Annotated in this window: 14 protein-coding genes; 10 read left to right on the top strand and 4 right to left on the bottom strand. The window is 45.3% G+C overall.

Annotated features, from left to right (window positions below):
• The first annotated feature begins 82 nt into the window (after positions 1-82).
• Both ACJJIC_RS05850 and ACJJIC_RS05845 read left to right on the top strand, forming a co-directional pair.
• Positions 83-508: an N-acetyltransferase gene (locus tag ACJJIC_RS05850; protein WP_445356600.1), complete on the top strand. Its 426-nt coding sequence runs from the start codon at positions 83-85 to the stop codon at positions 506-508.
• A gap of 39 nt (positions 509-547) precedes the next feature.
• Entirely contained in the window at positions 548-1147 is a 600-nt protein-coding gene (locus ACJJIC_RS05845; protein ID WP_445356599.1) for a macro domain-containing protein, read from the top strand.
• A gap of 96 nt (positions 1148-1243) precedes the next feature.
• Here ACJJIC_RS05845 and gbpA read toward each other — a convergent pair whose 3' ends face one another.
• From gbpA to ACJJIC_RS05825, 4 genes are all read right to left on the bottom strand, one after another.
• Positions 1244-2755 carry an N-acetylglucosamine-binding protein GbpA gene (gene gbpA / locus ACJJIC_RS05840; RefSeq protein WP_445356598.1) on the bottom strand — a complete coding sequence of 504 codons (1512 nt, stop codon included), beginning with the start codon at positions 2753-2755 and terminating at the stop codon, positions 1244-1246.
• A gap of 683 nt (positions 2756-3438) precedes the next feature.
• A complete protein-coding gene (locus tag ACJJIC_RS05835) occupies positions 3439-4278 on the bottom strand; it encodes a DUF417 family protein (protein WP_445356597.1) in 840 nt (279 codons plus the stop codon).
• Positions 4279-4508: 230 nt separating this feature from the next.
• Positions 4509-4877, bottom strand: a complete 369-nt coding sequence (locus ACJJIC_RS05830) for a cupredoxin domain-containing protein (protein WP_252083398.1) — start codon at positions 4875-4877, stop codon at positions 4509-4511.
• Positions 4877-7120 carry a heavy metal translocating P-type ATPase gene (locus ACJJIC_RS05825; RefSeq protein WP_444910573.1) on the bottom strand — a complete coding sequence of 748 codons (2244 nt, stop codon included), beginning with the start codon at positions 7118-7120 and terminating at the stop codon, positions 4877-4879. Before ACJJIC_RS05825 ends, ACJJIC_RS05830 begins: the two co-directional genes overlap by 1 nt.
• Positions 7121-7336: 216 nt before the next feature.
• Here ACJJIC_RS05825 and ACJJIC_RS05820 point away from each other — a divergent pair, with 216 nt between their 5' ends.
• The 8 genes from ACJJIC_RS05820 to ACJJIC_RS05785 all read left to right on the top strand — a co-directional run bounded on the left by ACJJIC_RS05820 (position 7337) and on the right by ACJJIC_RS05785 (position 15257).
• Entirely contained in the window at positions 7337-8668 is a 1332-nt protein-coding gene (locus ACJJIC_RS05820; protein ID WP_444910574.1) for a DnaT-like ssDNA-binding domain-containing protein, read from the top strand.
• Positions 8580-9245 (top strand): replication protein P, encoded by a 666-nt coding sequence (locus ACJJIC_RS05815; RefSeq protein WP_444882843.1) that lies wholly within the window; start codon positions 8580-8582, stop codon positions 9243-9245. Before ACJJIC_RS05820 ends, ACJJIC_RS05815 begins: the two co-directional genes overlap by 89 nt.
• A 356-nt stretch (positions 9246-9601) precedes the next feature.
• Positions 9602-10105 carry a GNAT family N-acetyltransferase gene (locus ACJJIC_RS05810; RefSeq protein WP_445356596.1) on the top strand — a complete coding sequence of 168 codons (504 nt, stop codon included), beginning with the start codon at positions 9602-9604 and terminating at the stop codon, positions 10103-10105.
• A gap of 35 nt (positions 10106-10140) precedes the next feature.
• Positions 10141-10548 (top strand): hypothetical protein, encoded by a 408-nt coding sequence (locus ACJJIC_RS05805; protein ID WP_445356595.1) that lies wholly within the window; start codon positions 10141-10143, stop codon positions 10546-10548.
• Between the two features lie 700 nt (positions 10549-11248).
• The gene (locus ACJJIC_RS05800) at positions 11249-11443 is read left to right on the top strand and encodes a hypothetical protein (protein WP_444910577.1); all 195 of its coding nucleotides are present in this window, start codon (positions 11249-11251) and stop codon (positions 11441-11443) included.
• 15 nt (positions 11444-11458) lie between these two features.
• Positions 11459-11665, top strand: coding sequence for a hypothetical protein (locus ACJJIC_RS05795; RefSeq protein ID WP_444887267.1), 207 nt, complete (start codon positions 11459-11461; stop codon positions 11663-11665).
• Positions 11666-12730: 1065 nt separating this feature from the next.
• Complete coding sequence (locus tag ACJJIC_RS05790; protein WP_444910578.1) at positions 12731-13834, top strand: agmatine deiminase family protein; 1104 nt, start codon at positions 12731-12733, stop codon at positions 13832-13834.
• A 412-nt stretch (positions 13835-14246) separates the two neighbouring features.
• Positions 14247-15257, top strand: coding sequence for a serine hydrolase domain-containing protein (locus ACJJIC_RS05785; RefSeq protein ID WP_444910579.1), 1011 nt, complete (start codon positions 14247-14249; stop codon positions 15255-15257).
• The last annotated feature ends 422 nt before the right edge of the window (positions 15258-15679 follow it).

Raw genomic sequence — 15679 nt, 5'->3', positions numbered from 1 at the left:
ATGAATCAGGCATGTCAATATCGTATTAATCTTCCCTTAGGCTATTGAGCCTAGGTTTAACGGCTCAGGATATATACTGACAATGATTAGAAGCTACAACCCAAACGACATAGAGCCCATCTTAAATATTTGGCTAAAAGCCTCCATTAGGGCGCATAATTTTATCGCAGCTGACTTCTGGGAGTCTCAAATAGATATTATGCGCGACATCTATATACCGAGTTCAGAAACCTATATCTATGAAATACACTCAAAAATATCCGGTTTTTACTCTCTAGCTGACAATACTTTAGCCGCGCTTTTTGTGGACCCAGAATTCCAAGGCCAGGGCATTGGGAAACGGCTTATAGCACACGCAAAATCACAGAGAAACCCGTTAAACCTAACGGTTTACAAAGAGAATGTTAATAGCTATCAGTTTTACCTATCTCAAGGCTTTCACTCACTAAAAGAGCAAGTAGATAATCATACGGGACATATTGAGTGCTTGATGAGCACAAAGATATAAAGTGCCTACCCCACCAAATATAACTATAAGTAAAAGACAATGCTCCCTGACAAGATATATTTAATCGACAAATCAAAAGAGCTAGCTGAAGCCTGGCACCAGGTTTTTAGTGATATTGAGATTTTTGAAATTATTGAGGGTGATTATTTCTCAAAACCTGCCGATGCTATGGTAAGCCCAGCAAACAGTTTTGGAATTATGGATGGAGGCCTCGACCTGCCGATTAGAAATGAATTAGGGTTTGAGGTGGAAGATCAGTTACAAGAGCGAATTAAATCTGATTTTCATGGTGAACTGCCCATTGGATCAGCAGTAGTGATTTCAACCTCGAATGCCAACTGGCCTTACATGATTTCTGCCCCCACTATGCGTATTCCTGAGGACATATCAAATACCATGAATGCCTACTATGCTTTCAGGGCCATTTTAAACTCAGTAAAACTATTCAATAAGTCAGGCCCCACGAAGAAGATAAACTCCATAGTTTGCCCAGGCTTGGGCACTGGCATTGGGAATTTACCGGCTAGGCGTTGTGCTGGCCATATGCGAGCAGCCTACAATTACTTATCCAAACCTCCTAGAATTCCCAGCTTTAAAGAAATTCACGAAACCCATAGAAAACTGCAAATCACATACTAAATAGAGCCAGTGCCCTATTGGAGTAGCTCAACGTAAGTAATGCACATCGTAAAATACAAAAAGGCCCCTAGTGGGGCCTTCTTTGGTTAGTTGGATTTATAATTTTTCCCAGGCCATCTGCCAGTAGCTACCTCTGCCAGGTTCATACTGGTTTGCACTTCTGCTCCACTGGACACAGTAGCCAGAATTAGGGAAGGGCTTACATTGATAAATATTCCCATCACTGCCCATTACTTTAGTTCCTGCCGTATAGGATTTTAGACCTTCGGGGAAAACAAAGTCGTAGTCACCTGCTGGCGGTGGAGAAGTTTCGTCTTCCATCAAGTGGAAATCTTGTGTAGTTTGATCAATCAAATTGCCATCAATATCTTTTGTCACAATAACGAGCATATGATGGCCAGGTTCAGACTTTGAAAGTGTCAAAGTCCTATCTAATCTCTGACCGTCACTCATATTGACTTCATAATTAGCCAGTGTTTCACGAGCATGGTTCAAGACTTTTAGCTCAGCCCTGATATTTCCTTTTGCGGTGAGAGCAAGCTGTAGTGAGAGTGGATCATCAGATATTGTGTACATATCCTCAAGTCCTGACACATTTAAATCATAATCTGGTGTTGGACTATTGATTTCATAATGAATTTCAACACGCTCTAAACCGCTGCCATCCTGTAAATATATTGGGTTTGAGCCAAAGACAGGGCTAAATTGATCTTCGCCATTAAACTGGCCTGCGCGAATACTGGTCTGTTCTTGATTTATTTTGGTTGCAAGGTCATGTGCCCAGTTATTAGCCATACCCTGCTCATCAGTAGCAATTTCCAGCACTGTTGCATAAACTGGCTCTTCATTACTGCTACTATAAACACGTGTGGAAACTTTATCGCCAACTTTTAAGTTTTGTGTTGGATTAATTGTTCCACCTTGATTCCATTCTGATTCGGGTATGCCATCGCCATCAAATTCTACGTCGATAACATTGTAAAAGGCCGCGGCTGTATCAGCCACATCCCACACAGCAAGGATAACTTGGTACCCATCTCGCTCAGGAACCATGCATTCGTGATGCATATCAATGGGTGGCTTTTGATTATTTCCATCAATAGTACAGAATGGATTTAAATCAAATGAAGCTCGGGATAATGGTTGATTGGGGTTCCAATCCGGTTTGGTAATATAATATTTCCAGTCACGAGCTACGTGATTCGCGGTAAAGTGCCACTTAAAAGTTTGTTTACCAGCAGTTATGGGAGTTTTCAGCCAGCGGTCAGCAGTTTGTTCATTTAATGGTGACCATACATTACTACCGGCACTAGCGATCATGCCATCAGCAGGGCCACTCTCTGGAAACCCTTCGGGCCCTTCAACACTTTGCGGCTCCCATTGAACGGCTCCACAATTTATGTTTTTTTGACCTGTAGAGGCTAGAGGGTATTTACATAAAGTACCCCGCGCAGATGCCACACCTCCACCATATTCTTCTACGTAGCCATGGCCAATTGTATTAGAGCTGACCCCCACCAGAATCATCGCCAATAGAGTTTTGTTTAATGCAGGTTTCTTCAGTGACGAAACTGCTTTTTTCATTAGTAAAGTCATATCAACAGCCATTATTTATGCATGTGCGATTTCCTTCCTGGGTTTATTTACTTCCTTATTTTTGCCCGACCAAGTAAACATCGCTTTATTTAAAAAATACTTGTGAGGCGTTATTGTCAGGTTAATGGACTTTGACCTTTAGATACGGTTCCAAATAATTTCGCAATTATGCAAACACAGTGAAAATTTGTCACCAAAAGCCATACTGCCATTTTGAGAAAGAAATAAATTATTCATTTAAGGGAATTTCTATTTAAGCTTACTGTCCTGATAAAAGAAAAATAAAAACCGCATATAAATATTTAGAAAGATCTAGACAGATAGGCAACGGGAAGTAACTACCTAGACAGCAAGAAAATCTCTCTGAATACATGACTAAAAATTAGGAATTATTCTTAAAAAAATAATCAAGACTAGAAGACCAATAAACACCTCATTTTTATTTAGTAGTCATAAAGCTACACATCCCTGTGTTACCTAGACATATTCACTCAGTAGACGAGTCTTCTAAAAACTGGCTAAAGGGCAAAAAGATTAAATCATCCATATGTTATGCCGCCATAAAAGGTCTACTGAGAGGCAGGGGCAGAAGGAAATGAAACCCTCAAGGCCCAACAGCCAAAGTAGTGATTTATGCTCCAAAATAAAAAATACTACTCTTTACGCCTCAATATCTAAGATTAGACGCAACCCTGTTACTTACCGGTAACTGAGTGACTTAGGTGCTTACGGATATCGATCATTATTAGCAGATTGGCGATAAACCAAAGATCTTTAATAATAAATATGCCACTAGAGGCCAAAACTCCTGGGCTTTGCCAGCTTCCGGGATAGCTGAATAGAAAAGTCTGAGTTGTTACGAACACCGCACCACAGAGCAGTATCCCCGGCCAAAACAGGGGCCGGATGACTAACCCCAAAGCCAGAATGATCATAGCGATCAAGTCATAAATGCCAATCAGATTGGAGGCCTGTTGTATATTAAAGAAATTATAGAGCCATGCCATCAAGGGTGAACTACTCACCAGGCCCTCAATACTCTGGGCTTCTATTGCAGTGAACTTCATTCCGCCAATCCACAACAGAACCAACCCCACAGGTAAATAGTTCAGCCAGATATAGCGCATTGACTGACAGGCACTGCAGCTCAACAGTGTCAGACCAATCGCGGTGAGGGCAAAGTACTTGATCACGCCCTGCCCGGAGCCAATAGCTGGAAACCCACCGAGGCTATCGATCCAATGCGCACTTCCGAAGAGACTTAACAAAGGGACCAAGGACATACATATAATCAAGAGTGCCAGGGGGCGAATATATTGTGGTTTTAACAGTGATAGCAGGGCTAAAACCGCAGCTACCGCAAAGAGAAGTGCTACGGCAATTCTTACGATGTGCAAGCCCGCCTCACTATTAACGCCATAAAATCCGAAAATGGAGGCCAGGCCCCCATTCTGGCCAAGAAACAAGGCAGCAGCAATCAATGTGAATGAAAGGCCCAGCAGGGCCCTAGAAGTTTTTTGCAAAAAGGTGTTCATTATTTAGGGACCAAATCGTAAATAGCACTTCTGGAAAACCTAGTGGCCTCCCCTCTGTCTCCTCCGGGCACTTCCCTATGCTTCTTTGACCCATTAAGTGTTCTAAGTCGGGTTAGCTGTGAAGGAAGTGCCTGAAGGCCTATTAATGTTGTCGGTCCTGATTGGAAAAAATTACACCTTAATTGACTTGTTCGCAGAAAATAAACTGACCTCTTCCGGTTGAGTTCACTTTATTCCAAGGTAAGCGTCCCACGATACATCTGCATCTGGCAGCTAAAGGGGTATTTTCCCGGTTTGGCCGCAGGGATTTCTACCGTGGTTTCTTTATTGAGCGCTAGCTCAGCACTGATTTCGAGATCGGGGAAAATCACCCACTCGGAGCAGGGGCTGGGATCTTCCCGTAAAAAATGCAGGGTGGCGGCATGACCCGAAGGCAGGCGAATATGATCCGGCTCATATACGCCATCTTTGACCACTATTTGCAGTTGTTCACTGACCGCCACTGTCTTTGCCGCACCGCGCCTCGGGCCCAGCCAGAACCACCAGATGATGGCAATAATTAGCAGTACTCCGATGGTATTTACCAGGGTCGCAATCATTAGTGCACCTCCGAGGGCTTAAAGAAGCGTAGACGGTTGGCATTGCTCACCACGGTAAGCGAGGAGAGTGCCATAGCGGCACCGGCCACGATCGGGCTCAGCAACATGCCAGTGAGCGGAAATAGCACCCCTGCGGCGATGGGTATACCTAGGGTGTTATAAATAAAGGCTCCAAAAAGGTTCTGTTTGATATTGCCGAGAGTCGCCCGCGATAATTCCACCGCATTGGCGACTCCATGTAGGGAGGATCGCATCAGGGTGACATCGGCACTTTCGATAGCGACATCGGTACCGGCGCCGATAGCAAAGCCCACATCGGCGCGAGCCAGTGCTGGGGCATCATTGATACCATCTCCCACCATGCCCACACGCGCACCGTCTTTCTGCAGTTGCGCCACTATGCGCTCTTTGTCTTCCGGCAACAACTCAGCGTGCACTTTATCGATTTTAAGATGGCGGGCAACGGCCTCGGCACTGGCTTGGTTATCACCAGTCAGCATCTCCAGGCGCAGGCCCAACTTACGCAAACGGGCTATGGCCGCTGCGGCATCATCCCGAATTGGATCAGCCACAGCGATAACTCCCTGCAGTACACCATCCACTGCCGCATACATCACCGTACGCCCTGCCTCCGCCAGATTATTGGCGCGGGCCTTCCAGTCACCCAGGGGAATATTTTCCCGCTGCATTAACTTACTGTTACCGAGCAGTACCTTTTTACCAGAAATAACCCCCATCACCCCATGTGCGGTAATGGCTTCGAAATCACTGGGCTTTTGTAGATCAAGCTTTTTCTCATGGGCCGCAGTCACAACCGCCTCAGCCAGCGGATGCTCCGAACCCTGCTCCAGGCTCGCCAGCAAACGCAGTAACTCATCGCTATCGCCTTCGCTCTCGATATCGGTGAGGCGTGGTGAGCCCTCGGTGAGCGTGCCGGTCTTATCCACAACCAGCACATCCAGATTGCAGGACTGCTGCAACGCCTTGCCGTTGCGCACCAGCACACCGTACTCCGCACCCTTACCCACGCCCACCATCACCGACATGGGCGTAGCCAGCCCCAGGGCGCAGGGGCAGGCAATAATCAGCACCGAGGTAAGAACCACCAGCATATGGGCGGCGCGCGGATCCGGTCCCAGGTTGAACCAGACCAGTGCCGCCACCACAGCGATGATCATCACCACCGGCACAAAAATGGCCGAGATTTTGTCTGCCAGGCGCGCAATGGGCACCCGTGAGCCCTGGGCGTTTTTGACCATCTCAATAATTTGTGCCAGGCGGGTGTCCGCCCCCACTTTTTCCGCCCGGAACAGCAAGCTGCCGTTCTTGTTCAGGGTGCCAGCAGCCAGATTGTCCCCCTCGCCCTTCTTCACCGGTACTGGCTCGCCGGTGAGCATGGATTCATCCACCAGGCTACCGCCCTCCAGCACCACGCCATCCACCGGGATCTTTTCTCCGGGGCGCACGCGCAACTGGTCACCGGCCTGAACCTGCTCAATCGGCAGATCCACTTCTTTACCGTCGCGCAGAACCCGCGCCGAGGTATCCTGCAGCTCCAGCAGTTTCTCCACCGCCGCACTGGTACGCCCGCGAGCGCGCACTTCCAGTGCCTGGCCCAGGCTGATCAGGCCGATAATCATGGCGCTGGCCTCAAAGTACACATGGCGCGCCGCTTCCGGCAGCAGGTGGGGCACCAGCACCACCAACATGGAAAAAAGCCAGGCCGTGCCGGTACCCAGGGCCACCAGGGTATCCATAGTGGCGCTGTGGTGGCGTAGCGCTTTCCAGGCCCCGCTGAAAAATTGACCACCACAGAACACCAGAATCGCCAGGGTAATAAGCCCCATGGCGCCCCAAGCCAGCTGATCTGCGAAGCTGTTGACGGACATTTTATCGGTGATCAGGCCCCAGGCCATCAACGGCAGGCCCACACCCAGGGCGATAGCGGAGCGCCACAGTAACTGGTGATAGTGGCGCTCTTCCTGGGCACGCTGCTCTTCGCGCCGCTGGCGCTCGCTACTCTTGGCCACCTCGGCGTCATAACCCGCCTGGCGCACCGCCTCGATACAACTTTGCGGCGCCGCCGCGCCCTGCACCTTAAGGGTTTTATCGGCCAGGTTTATGCGGGCATCCTGCACCCCCGCAACACCCTGCACGGCGCTTTCAATCTTATTCACACAGCCGGCACAGCTCACGCCACTGAGGCGGAATAGTGTCTGCGCTGCTTGCTGTTCTCTCGCCATAATGCTCTCCCTCAATACCGTTTCTGGCGACAAAGTTACAACCTTACCCCAGGGGTAAGGCAACGGGTTACAGCCACAATTTACCCTGCTCTATTTCCGGGCCGCCATTATTCAGCTTAGCGGCTGGACTGGCGCGCCTTGCTCTGGCAAAAGCAGGCCTTAAAGAGCCACTGTAAAGGCCGCGCAAGCCCCACGCCGGAGTGTTATTATCGCGCCATGAAACACCCCCTGCTCCCCGAAAGACCCCTGAGTATCTCCCCGACTCTGGCCTCAACTGTTGGCCTGGAGGAAGCGGTATTGCTCACCGCCCTGGGCGACCTGATACCTTTCCTGCCCGCAGAGCCCTACGCTGGGCGGGACTGGTTTACCGCCACCGGCGAGCAACTCTATCTGCTTCTGCCGTTCTGGCAGGCAGCAGATATCCAGCGGGTAGCCACCAGCCTGCGCAATCAGGGCGCCCTGATGCTGGGCGCAGCTCCTTTCGGTAGCAGTGAAGTCCTCAAGTTCACCCTGCCCAGTGAACACCGCCGCCCTACAGCCCTGGCTCAAACCCCGGAACCGAGCCGCGCCCCGGCACCAGCCAATCGCAGTGCCAACACCATTGCCCCCAGCTGGCAGCCAGATGCCGAAACTATGGCGCGCATCAGCCAGCTCGGCATCCCGGAACACTTTGTGCGGGAGCAGTTACCGGAGTTTGTCACCTACTGGCGCGAACGGGCCGAGCCACGCCACTCCTTTGGCTCACTGTTCCTGCGCCAGGTAAAGAGCAAATGGGAAGCCTTTCGCGCTACTGCCCAACGCAAGCAGGCCCTGCCGGATAACTGGCAACCGAACAACGACACCCTGCGCAAACTGGCCGACGAGGGGGTACCCAGTACATTTGTCAGCCGCGGCCTACAGCGCTTCCTCGACTACCACCGTTCCAGCGGCAAGCAATCCATTTCCTGGGATCTGGAATTCAATGACTGGATCATGGAAGACTGGGAGAAACAGGAAACTCCATTTATTGAAAAGCGCAAACCCACTGCCATGACGCGCGACTGGCAACCCAGTGAACATACCTGGGAACAGCTACAGCGCCTGGCGATCAACCCGCGCTTTGCCGCCGAACTGCTGCCGGAATTTATTTACAAGTGGACAGAGCGCGGTGGCCACAGCGCGCGCTGGGGCGAGCTGTTTATTGAGTACGCTCGCGAGGAATGGGCCTACTACTGCCAGGGTATTGAGAAAAACCCGGTAGCCAAACCCATAGCGCGCAACTGGCAGCCCGGCGGCGACTGCCTGAGCCACCTGGTGAACCAGTGCGAGATAGAGCGTGACTTCGCCCTATCACTGGTGCCGGAATTTATTATTTACTGGCGCGGCCAAAACGCCGCGCGCAAAAGCTGGGACGCCGTATTTGTGCGTCACGCTCGCCATCAATGGGCAGAGCGCAACAAGTTGGCAATAGGAAACTCTTATGGCAATCCACAAGACGCCCACAACAGCGCAAACCAGCGCACCCGCGACCGCTCAATCGGCGACATACTCACAGACACAAACTGGTAATGCGCAAGATCAGGAACTGCTGAACGAAAAAAAACGCGCGATTAACGAAGTATTCGCGTTGTTTAAACTGAATTACCATAACCAGTTCAGTGCCGCATTTCCGGATACCGAAACCCTGCATCACGCAAAACGCCTGTGGCTCGAAGCGCTGGCCGCTTTTGAAGCGCAGGATATTATGCAGGGCGCAAAGCGCGCGATACTGCAGAGCGAATACCTGCCCACAGTACACAAAATGCTGCAGCTCTGCGCCGCCGGCGAAAACGGCCTACCAGAAGCCCGCGCCGCCTACCGCGAAGCCTGCAATGCGCCCAGCCCCAAAACCAATCACAATTGGAGTCACCCAGCGGTTTACCATGCTGGGCGTGAATCCAACTGGTATTTTCTCTCCAACAACCCAGAATCCATCGCCTACCCGGTATTTGCAGAGCACTACCGCAAACTTTGTGCACGCGTACTGGAAGGAGAAAAACTCAGCGCCCCGGAACAATTAAAGCTGGAAGAAAACCCCGGCACCCCGCTTTCCAAAGAAGAGAATGCGCAAAAAATGGCAGCCTTGAGGGCTGAGTTAGGTATTTAAATCTTCTTCACCCGGCGCTAGGGAATACCCTTAGCGTCCTCCCCCTCCAACACTCCTATTTCCCCACATACTCTCAAAAAATATGACCGAATCTACTGAAAGATTTAGATCACCTTGATCATTTTTTTTATCGAGCCTCCGCAAAAAGATAGAACGCCTCTTAAACTTAAAGAATTGTAGATTTATTGCTCTATCAGCCTCTGGTATGCACCATGGAACCATTTAGAAGTGGCAGATTGATTTATTATGTTTTTTGGGAGACATTAGCGCAGAAATGCGTTTGGAATAGAAATCAAGGTGGTAGAGGTCCTGTTAATCACCATATAAATGTTTTTTCTTAGGACTATTAATCGAAAATGTCTAAAGTAAACATTCGCACTGCAAATGAGCTAGATCTGGATAGGTGCTATGAGATTGAGTCTGTATCCTATACCGGTAACGAGGCCGCAACTAGAGAAAAAATTTTAAAGCGAATTAAGACCTACCCTGATGGTTTTCTCGTTATAGAAAACAGTGAGGAAATTATTGGTTTTATTAATTCAGGAGCAACCCATAAGGTTGAACTATCCGATGAAAACTTCAAAGAATTAATAGGCCATGATCCGAGTGGGAAGAACATTATCATCATGTCTGTGGTAGTTCACCCTAAATATCAAGGGAAAGGCATGGCAAGTACGTTAATGGAGAAATTTATTGAGTCCATGCGGGATATAGGGAAAATAAAAATTTACCTTATATGTCAGGCTGAACTTGTTGGCATGTATGCCAAATACGGCTTTATACACCTTGGAAAATCGGATTCTGATCATGGCGGGCTTAGCTGGCATGAAATGTCACTTACATTACAAAATACGGAGTGACAAAAAATACCAGCAATGAATATTGGATTAAAAAAATGCGTAGGAAGCGATTAAATCATTATGCAGATATAGTTTGTAAAATGTTTTTCGGCTGGCGCATGAGCAATGACCTAGAAATGATGTCCGACTTACCAGATGGCACTATCTTTGTAAATATTCTTTCGGGCGAAGCTCATCATTCTATTTCTGGCGCCATAGATCTACATATAGCCAAGCAGATTAAATCTTGGTATAAGTATCAAAGCAAAAAAGACAGTATTGACATTTCGCAACTAGAAAGTGCCATCCTGGAAGTAGACATCGACACAGGCAAAGTAGCTACAAATAAAAAGAAAATTGTTTTATTCAATATGGAATGTCGCAGCACAATCAAAACTAATGATAAAACTTACAAGGCGATGATAAAGGATATGAAACAATGGCACACCAGAGTCATAACCTAAAATTTGGTTACTGCCAGAAACAATGGGCAACTACTAAAAACGTAATCACCGGAGTTATATCAAAAAACAATACAAACTAACAGTATGGCCATAGTGCCAGGTGAGTTTAAGGACGTACAATCACTTAAGTACCTCAAAAACACCATTGGTATTATTAAAGTCATTACAGAACAAAGGGGGGGCTGTAATAGACTTTCAAAACGCTAGGCTCTAAACGCCTGATCAGTGGTCAGATACTTTTTTTGAACCACGGAGACCTTCTTTACAAAAACATGCTTTTCTAATGTAATCTCCGGAGAAAGATGGAATTTAGTTACATCCAAGGGGGATGCGAATATTTTGAATGCCCGACATTAGCCTGGTGGGTTGGCCAGAAAAACATCTTCATGATGGGCATAAGTTGGCAAACAGATTTATAGAAATGTATGCAAAGGGTAAATTCCCGGAGTCCGGTATTGAGATCAAGGTCGAGGGATTGCCAAGAGGTATGCATACACAACTCAAAGATGGACACGAAAACTTAGACTTAAAAACTATCACATTGAGATAAAATACAAAAAAACAAAATAAATTGTAATTTTGAATTGAACACATACACAATGAGGACATATTATTGTAGGGTATACCGACTGGTGAAATTTACACCAGTAATGATTGAGCTAAATATTTTATGACCTTTTCCCGTTAAATGGATTTATTTATGGAAGAAAATCCTAAAAAACTAAAGTCCCTCTCACCAGGAAGATTAGAAGCAGAGTTAAGGCAAAACTTAGAGAAAATTACAGATTCTAAGTTTCACTCAATTTACATAAGTCTATTCGAATACGCATCAGGGGGATGCTCTGATGATGGTGCTATTGAATTTACGATAGAAATTGATTGTAACAACTGGTGAGAATAGAGGTAGACAATGGATTTAGATAGAAATAAAGACTTAATTTGTATTTCTGCAGAAGATCTCGAAAAATCTTTAACTGAAGTTATAGAAAAGATGACTGGAGAGCAATCCTATGAAGTTTCTGTTAGCTCTTTAGTATTCAAAAGATCTGAAGGTGGAAAACAACAGATACGAATGATCGCCAAAGTAGGCGAAAAACATAGTGTTAGTGGATGGTAAATATATATTATATGGTTAGCTGTAATTATAGCCGTCACCCCCTAACGATACTCATCCGAGCATAAAATTTCAACACCAAGCCCCCTAAGTTCCTGGCAGTTTAAGTGGAACTGAGAGGGCTCGGCCTAGTTAATAAGTGAAAGTGACATTGTGATAATGATTATTCCAGCTTCAGACACCACATAATATCATGACGAAAAAAGTGTATGCGACTGTATCAAATAATGTCAGACTTATTAACTGATTTTGACCATCAGGAAGTTATTTAGATCTCGGAAAGATCGCCGTATGCAACCTTAAAGAAAAGCTTAAATAAATTGAGAGGATAAAAAACAACTTTCATCTAAGCGCCCTCTACCAGACAAGAATAAGATAACAATTCAAAGATGCCAGCAAGCCTGCTACTTAAGCCATAAACAACACTCTATGTTTAAAGCTTACCCTATCTGGATCCTAAGGCTTTGAAAATCCTCCGTGAATAAATTGGCAATTTAAAAAGTATATTTTTCATGCCTACAGAAAAAAACTAACAATAAAATGACCAATTTTAAGTATTACAAAAAAAAGAATGATATGTTTGACCCTTGGACATGAACTTCAACATTAATTCACAATAATAGTTTTGGCATCTGTTGCAAAAAAGCATTAGAGTAGAAATTAAATCTGTCATTTAATGATACTCAGCAAGAGCTTTACTGCTCACATGGTTGCTCATGGAATAGCTTAGGTAAACTATATGATATATTAAAACCGACATTAGGTGAAATAAGAACTAAGATAATCGAGTATTCATAGGCATTTATTCCATTAGATATTGAGTTACTTGATAAAAAACGTTACTGGCCAACACTTTCAAACACATATGACTCTGAATTACGTATTTTAAGAAGCAATGAATCACTTTTTTATGATGATTGTGAACTTTATACTTATTGTGAATTATTGGTAGCCATAAAAGAGGCAAATATACATGGGTTACTGCTATGGGTTAGTTAACCTGATATCCTTTTAAACAACTTATCATCTTCAGTAGCATCATTTGTGTCAAGAAAGGGAGGTCACTTTATGACCAATCGCCGTAATTTCGTTAAGGTTCTAGGTGCTTTTACTGCAGCCTCTCTACTGAGTGGCACCAAGGAGTCATTTGCAGTAATGAATAGTAAAAGTACTTGGTACATGCCAGATGAGGGTGAGCCTCACCTGCGTACTTGGATGGCCTTTGGTGCAAGCCGCAAAATTTGGGGACGGAAACTCCTTAGGGAAGTCCAGCAGAATTTGGCAACAATTGCACTGACGATTGCGGAGTACGAGCCAGTTTCAATGCTGGTTCGACAAGCAGATCTCCCACTTGCCCGGCGACTAATGGGAGATAAGATCGAACTAGTTGTTTGCCCTCTAGATGACTTGTGGATACGTGATACAGGCCCCGTTTTTATTGTAAATGAAAACGGTGATAAAGCGGCTATTGACTTCAACTTCAATGGTTGGGGAGAAAAGCAGGATTTTGATAATGATGCAGAAGTTGCTGCATTCACGGCTCAGTCGGCCGGTGTGCCCAGTATCCAAACTAACCTGATACTCGAAGGCGGCGGGATAGAGGTTGATGGGTATGGTACCGCGATCATAACCGAGAGTTGTGTGCTCAACGATAACCGTAATCCAGGTGTTAGTAAGCAACAATGCGAACGGGAATTAAAGCAGCTTCTTGGTCTAGAGAAAATTATCTGGTTACCTGGCATTAAAGATATGGATATCACTGACGGACATACAGATTTTTATGCCCGTTTCGTGCACCCAGGTGTAGTTGTTGCCGGCTATGATCCCGATCCCAACTCTTTCGATCACGCCGTAACAAAGCGGCATCTTGAGATTCTACGCTCTGTAACGGATGCCAGTGGCCGCGAACTAGAAGTTATTGTATTAGAGGCACCTTCAATAGTTCGAGAGCGGTTTGACAACAGGGATTTCGCCGCTGGATATATTAACTTCTATGTTTGCAATGGCGCGGTCATAGCACCTGAGTTCGGCGATCACTATGCAGATGCCTCAGCCAAGCGAAAATTACAAAGAGCATTTCCTAATCGCGATATTATACAAATCAATATTGATGGCATAGCAGCCGGTGGTGGAGGTATACATTGTACAACCCAACAGGAACCGGAAATTTAACTGCTCTTAACTTAAAGTGATTAACGGATATTTAATATATATAAATACTTGCTACCTTAGATATTCGCCATAAAGAAGTGTGTATTTATTTTGAGTATATTTGAGCAGCAATAATTTAGCCTATAAATACATTGACTGCATAAATATCCATGAAAAATAGAAATTACAAATAATTACATTTCTATAGTAAAACATCCTTCTTTCAAGAATCTATGGCAAGATAACAGTCTTGCTATAACGTTGATCATATTCTTTATAAAAAAGACAATTCAGCTATAAAGCTCCCCCAAGATTGGAAAACAATAAGGATATATTGTTTATGAATTATACGCTTCGATTACTAACTAGACTACGCTTAACAATTCTAGCTGTTGTTATGATATCCTTCAGCTTTCCAGCATATGCAGACTCTGTGGATAATCTTATCAAAAGTATCATGGATAAGCGCCAAATCCCTGGTCTCCAATTGGCCATCGTTAAAAACGGTGAAATAATCAGACTGGGAAATTATGGATTATCTAATTTACAAGACAATGTGCCGGTTAGATCCAACACTGTATTTCCAATTAACTCAATGACTAAGGCGTTTACGGGTGTTGCATTGCTACAGCTCGCAGAGCAAGGACGCCTTTCCTTAGATGATGAGATTAGCAAACACCTTACTGACTTACCTGTCAACTGGAAGTCAATAAAGATAAAACATTTAATGGCACACACTTCTGGGCTGCCCAATATTTTCAGTGGTTATCTTGCTGACTTGGTTGTTCGTGGCAACCCAGATGCTGCATGGAACAAAGTAAAAGAATTACCTTTAAAATCTGAAGTAAATACACAGTTTAGTTATAATCAGACGGGTTATGTTATTATCGGCAAAATAATCGATAAATACGTACAAGGTGGCTTCCCAAAATTCATTACCGATAATCAGCTTAAAATCGCCAATATGAAATTAACAGCTGATGCCGGCTTTGAACACATGACGCGTCCTATTAACAATCATGCAAGGCAATATCTCTACGATTCCGATAAGGGCCAGCACAAAAATAACTACGTTGAATTCCCTTACATATTACAAAGTGCAGCTGGCATGAATTCAACAGCAACAGAAATTGCGCAATATCTTATTGCCTTGCAGTCTAAAAAGCTGCTCAAAAACCTCCATTCTCTTTGGACACCGATCACTTTAAAGAATGGCCAAACTGCTGGGTTTAATCATGTAGAGAATGGTTATGCTATTGGATGGCAAGTTATCGATCGGAAACATCACCGTGCAGTTAGCGCGAGCGGTGGAAATGCGGCAACCATGATTCACTATCCGGAGGATAAGCTATCTATAGTTGTTCTTACAAATTTAATTGGCGGATTGCCAATCCAGTTTGTAGACAAAATTGCAGCTGAATATATTCCTGAATTTAAGCTTTAAAGTAGTAGGGGCAGTTAGTAGCTGGGATTTTAAAGAGCTGGTTAATAAGCAAATATATCACCTATACAAAACCTGCCCCAACAATTAATCCATTAATAAGTCAAAAATCATTATTGGAGATACTGCGAAACCTCAAAATAATTCCGAAATAATCCCACGGCCCTTTAGGGTTACAGAGGTTAGCCGCAGCAGGCCGCGAATATCCCTATTACAAGAGCTGGAACGTATCAGATATGGCCTGCAGGGCCTGCCCTTCTGGGCTTTCAGAGCGATTTACACTCTGTATTGCAACTTCTTGGAAGTTCTAGGTATTCCTGCAAAGCAGCATTTTTATTATGAAATACTCTGAAGGCTAAAGGAATCGCGAAATTATTCAGAGATTGCCTAGATTTTACCTTTCATCAAACTTTGATTTTTTTGAC

This window comes from Microbulbifer mixtoriginis (SeqCode) (genome assembly GCF_052468275.1).
The sequence above is the reverse complement of the archived record's forward strand: the minus strand, read 5'-3'. Positions and strand labels throughout refer to the sequence as shown.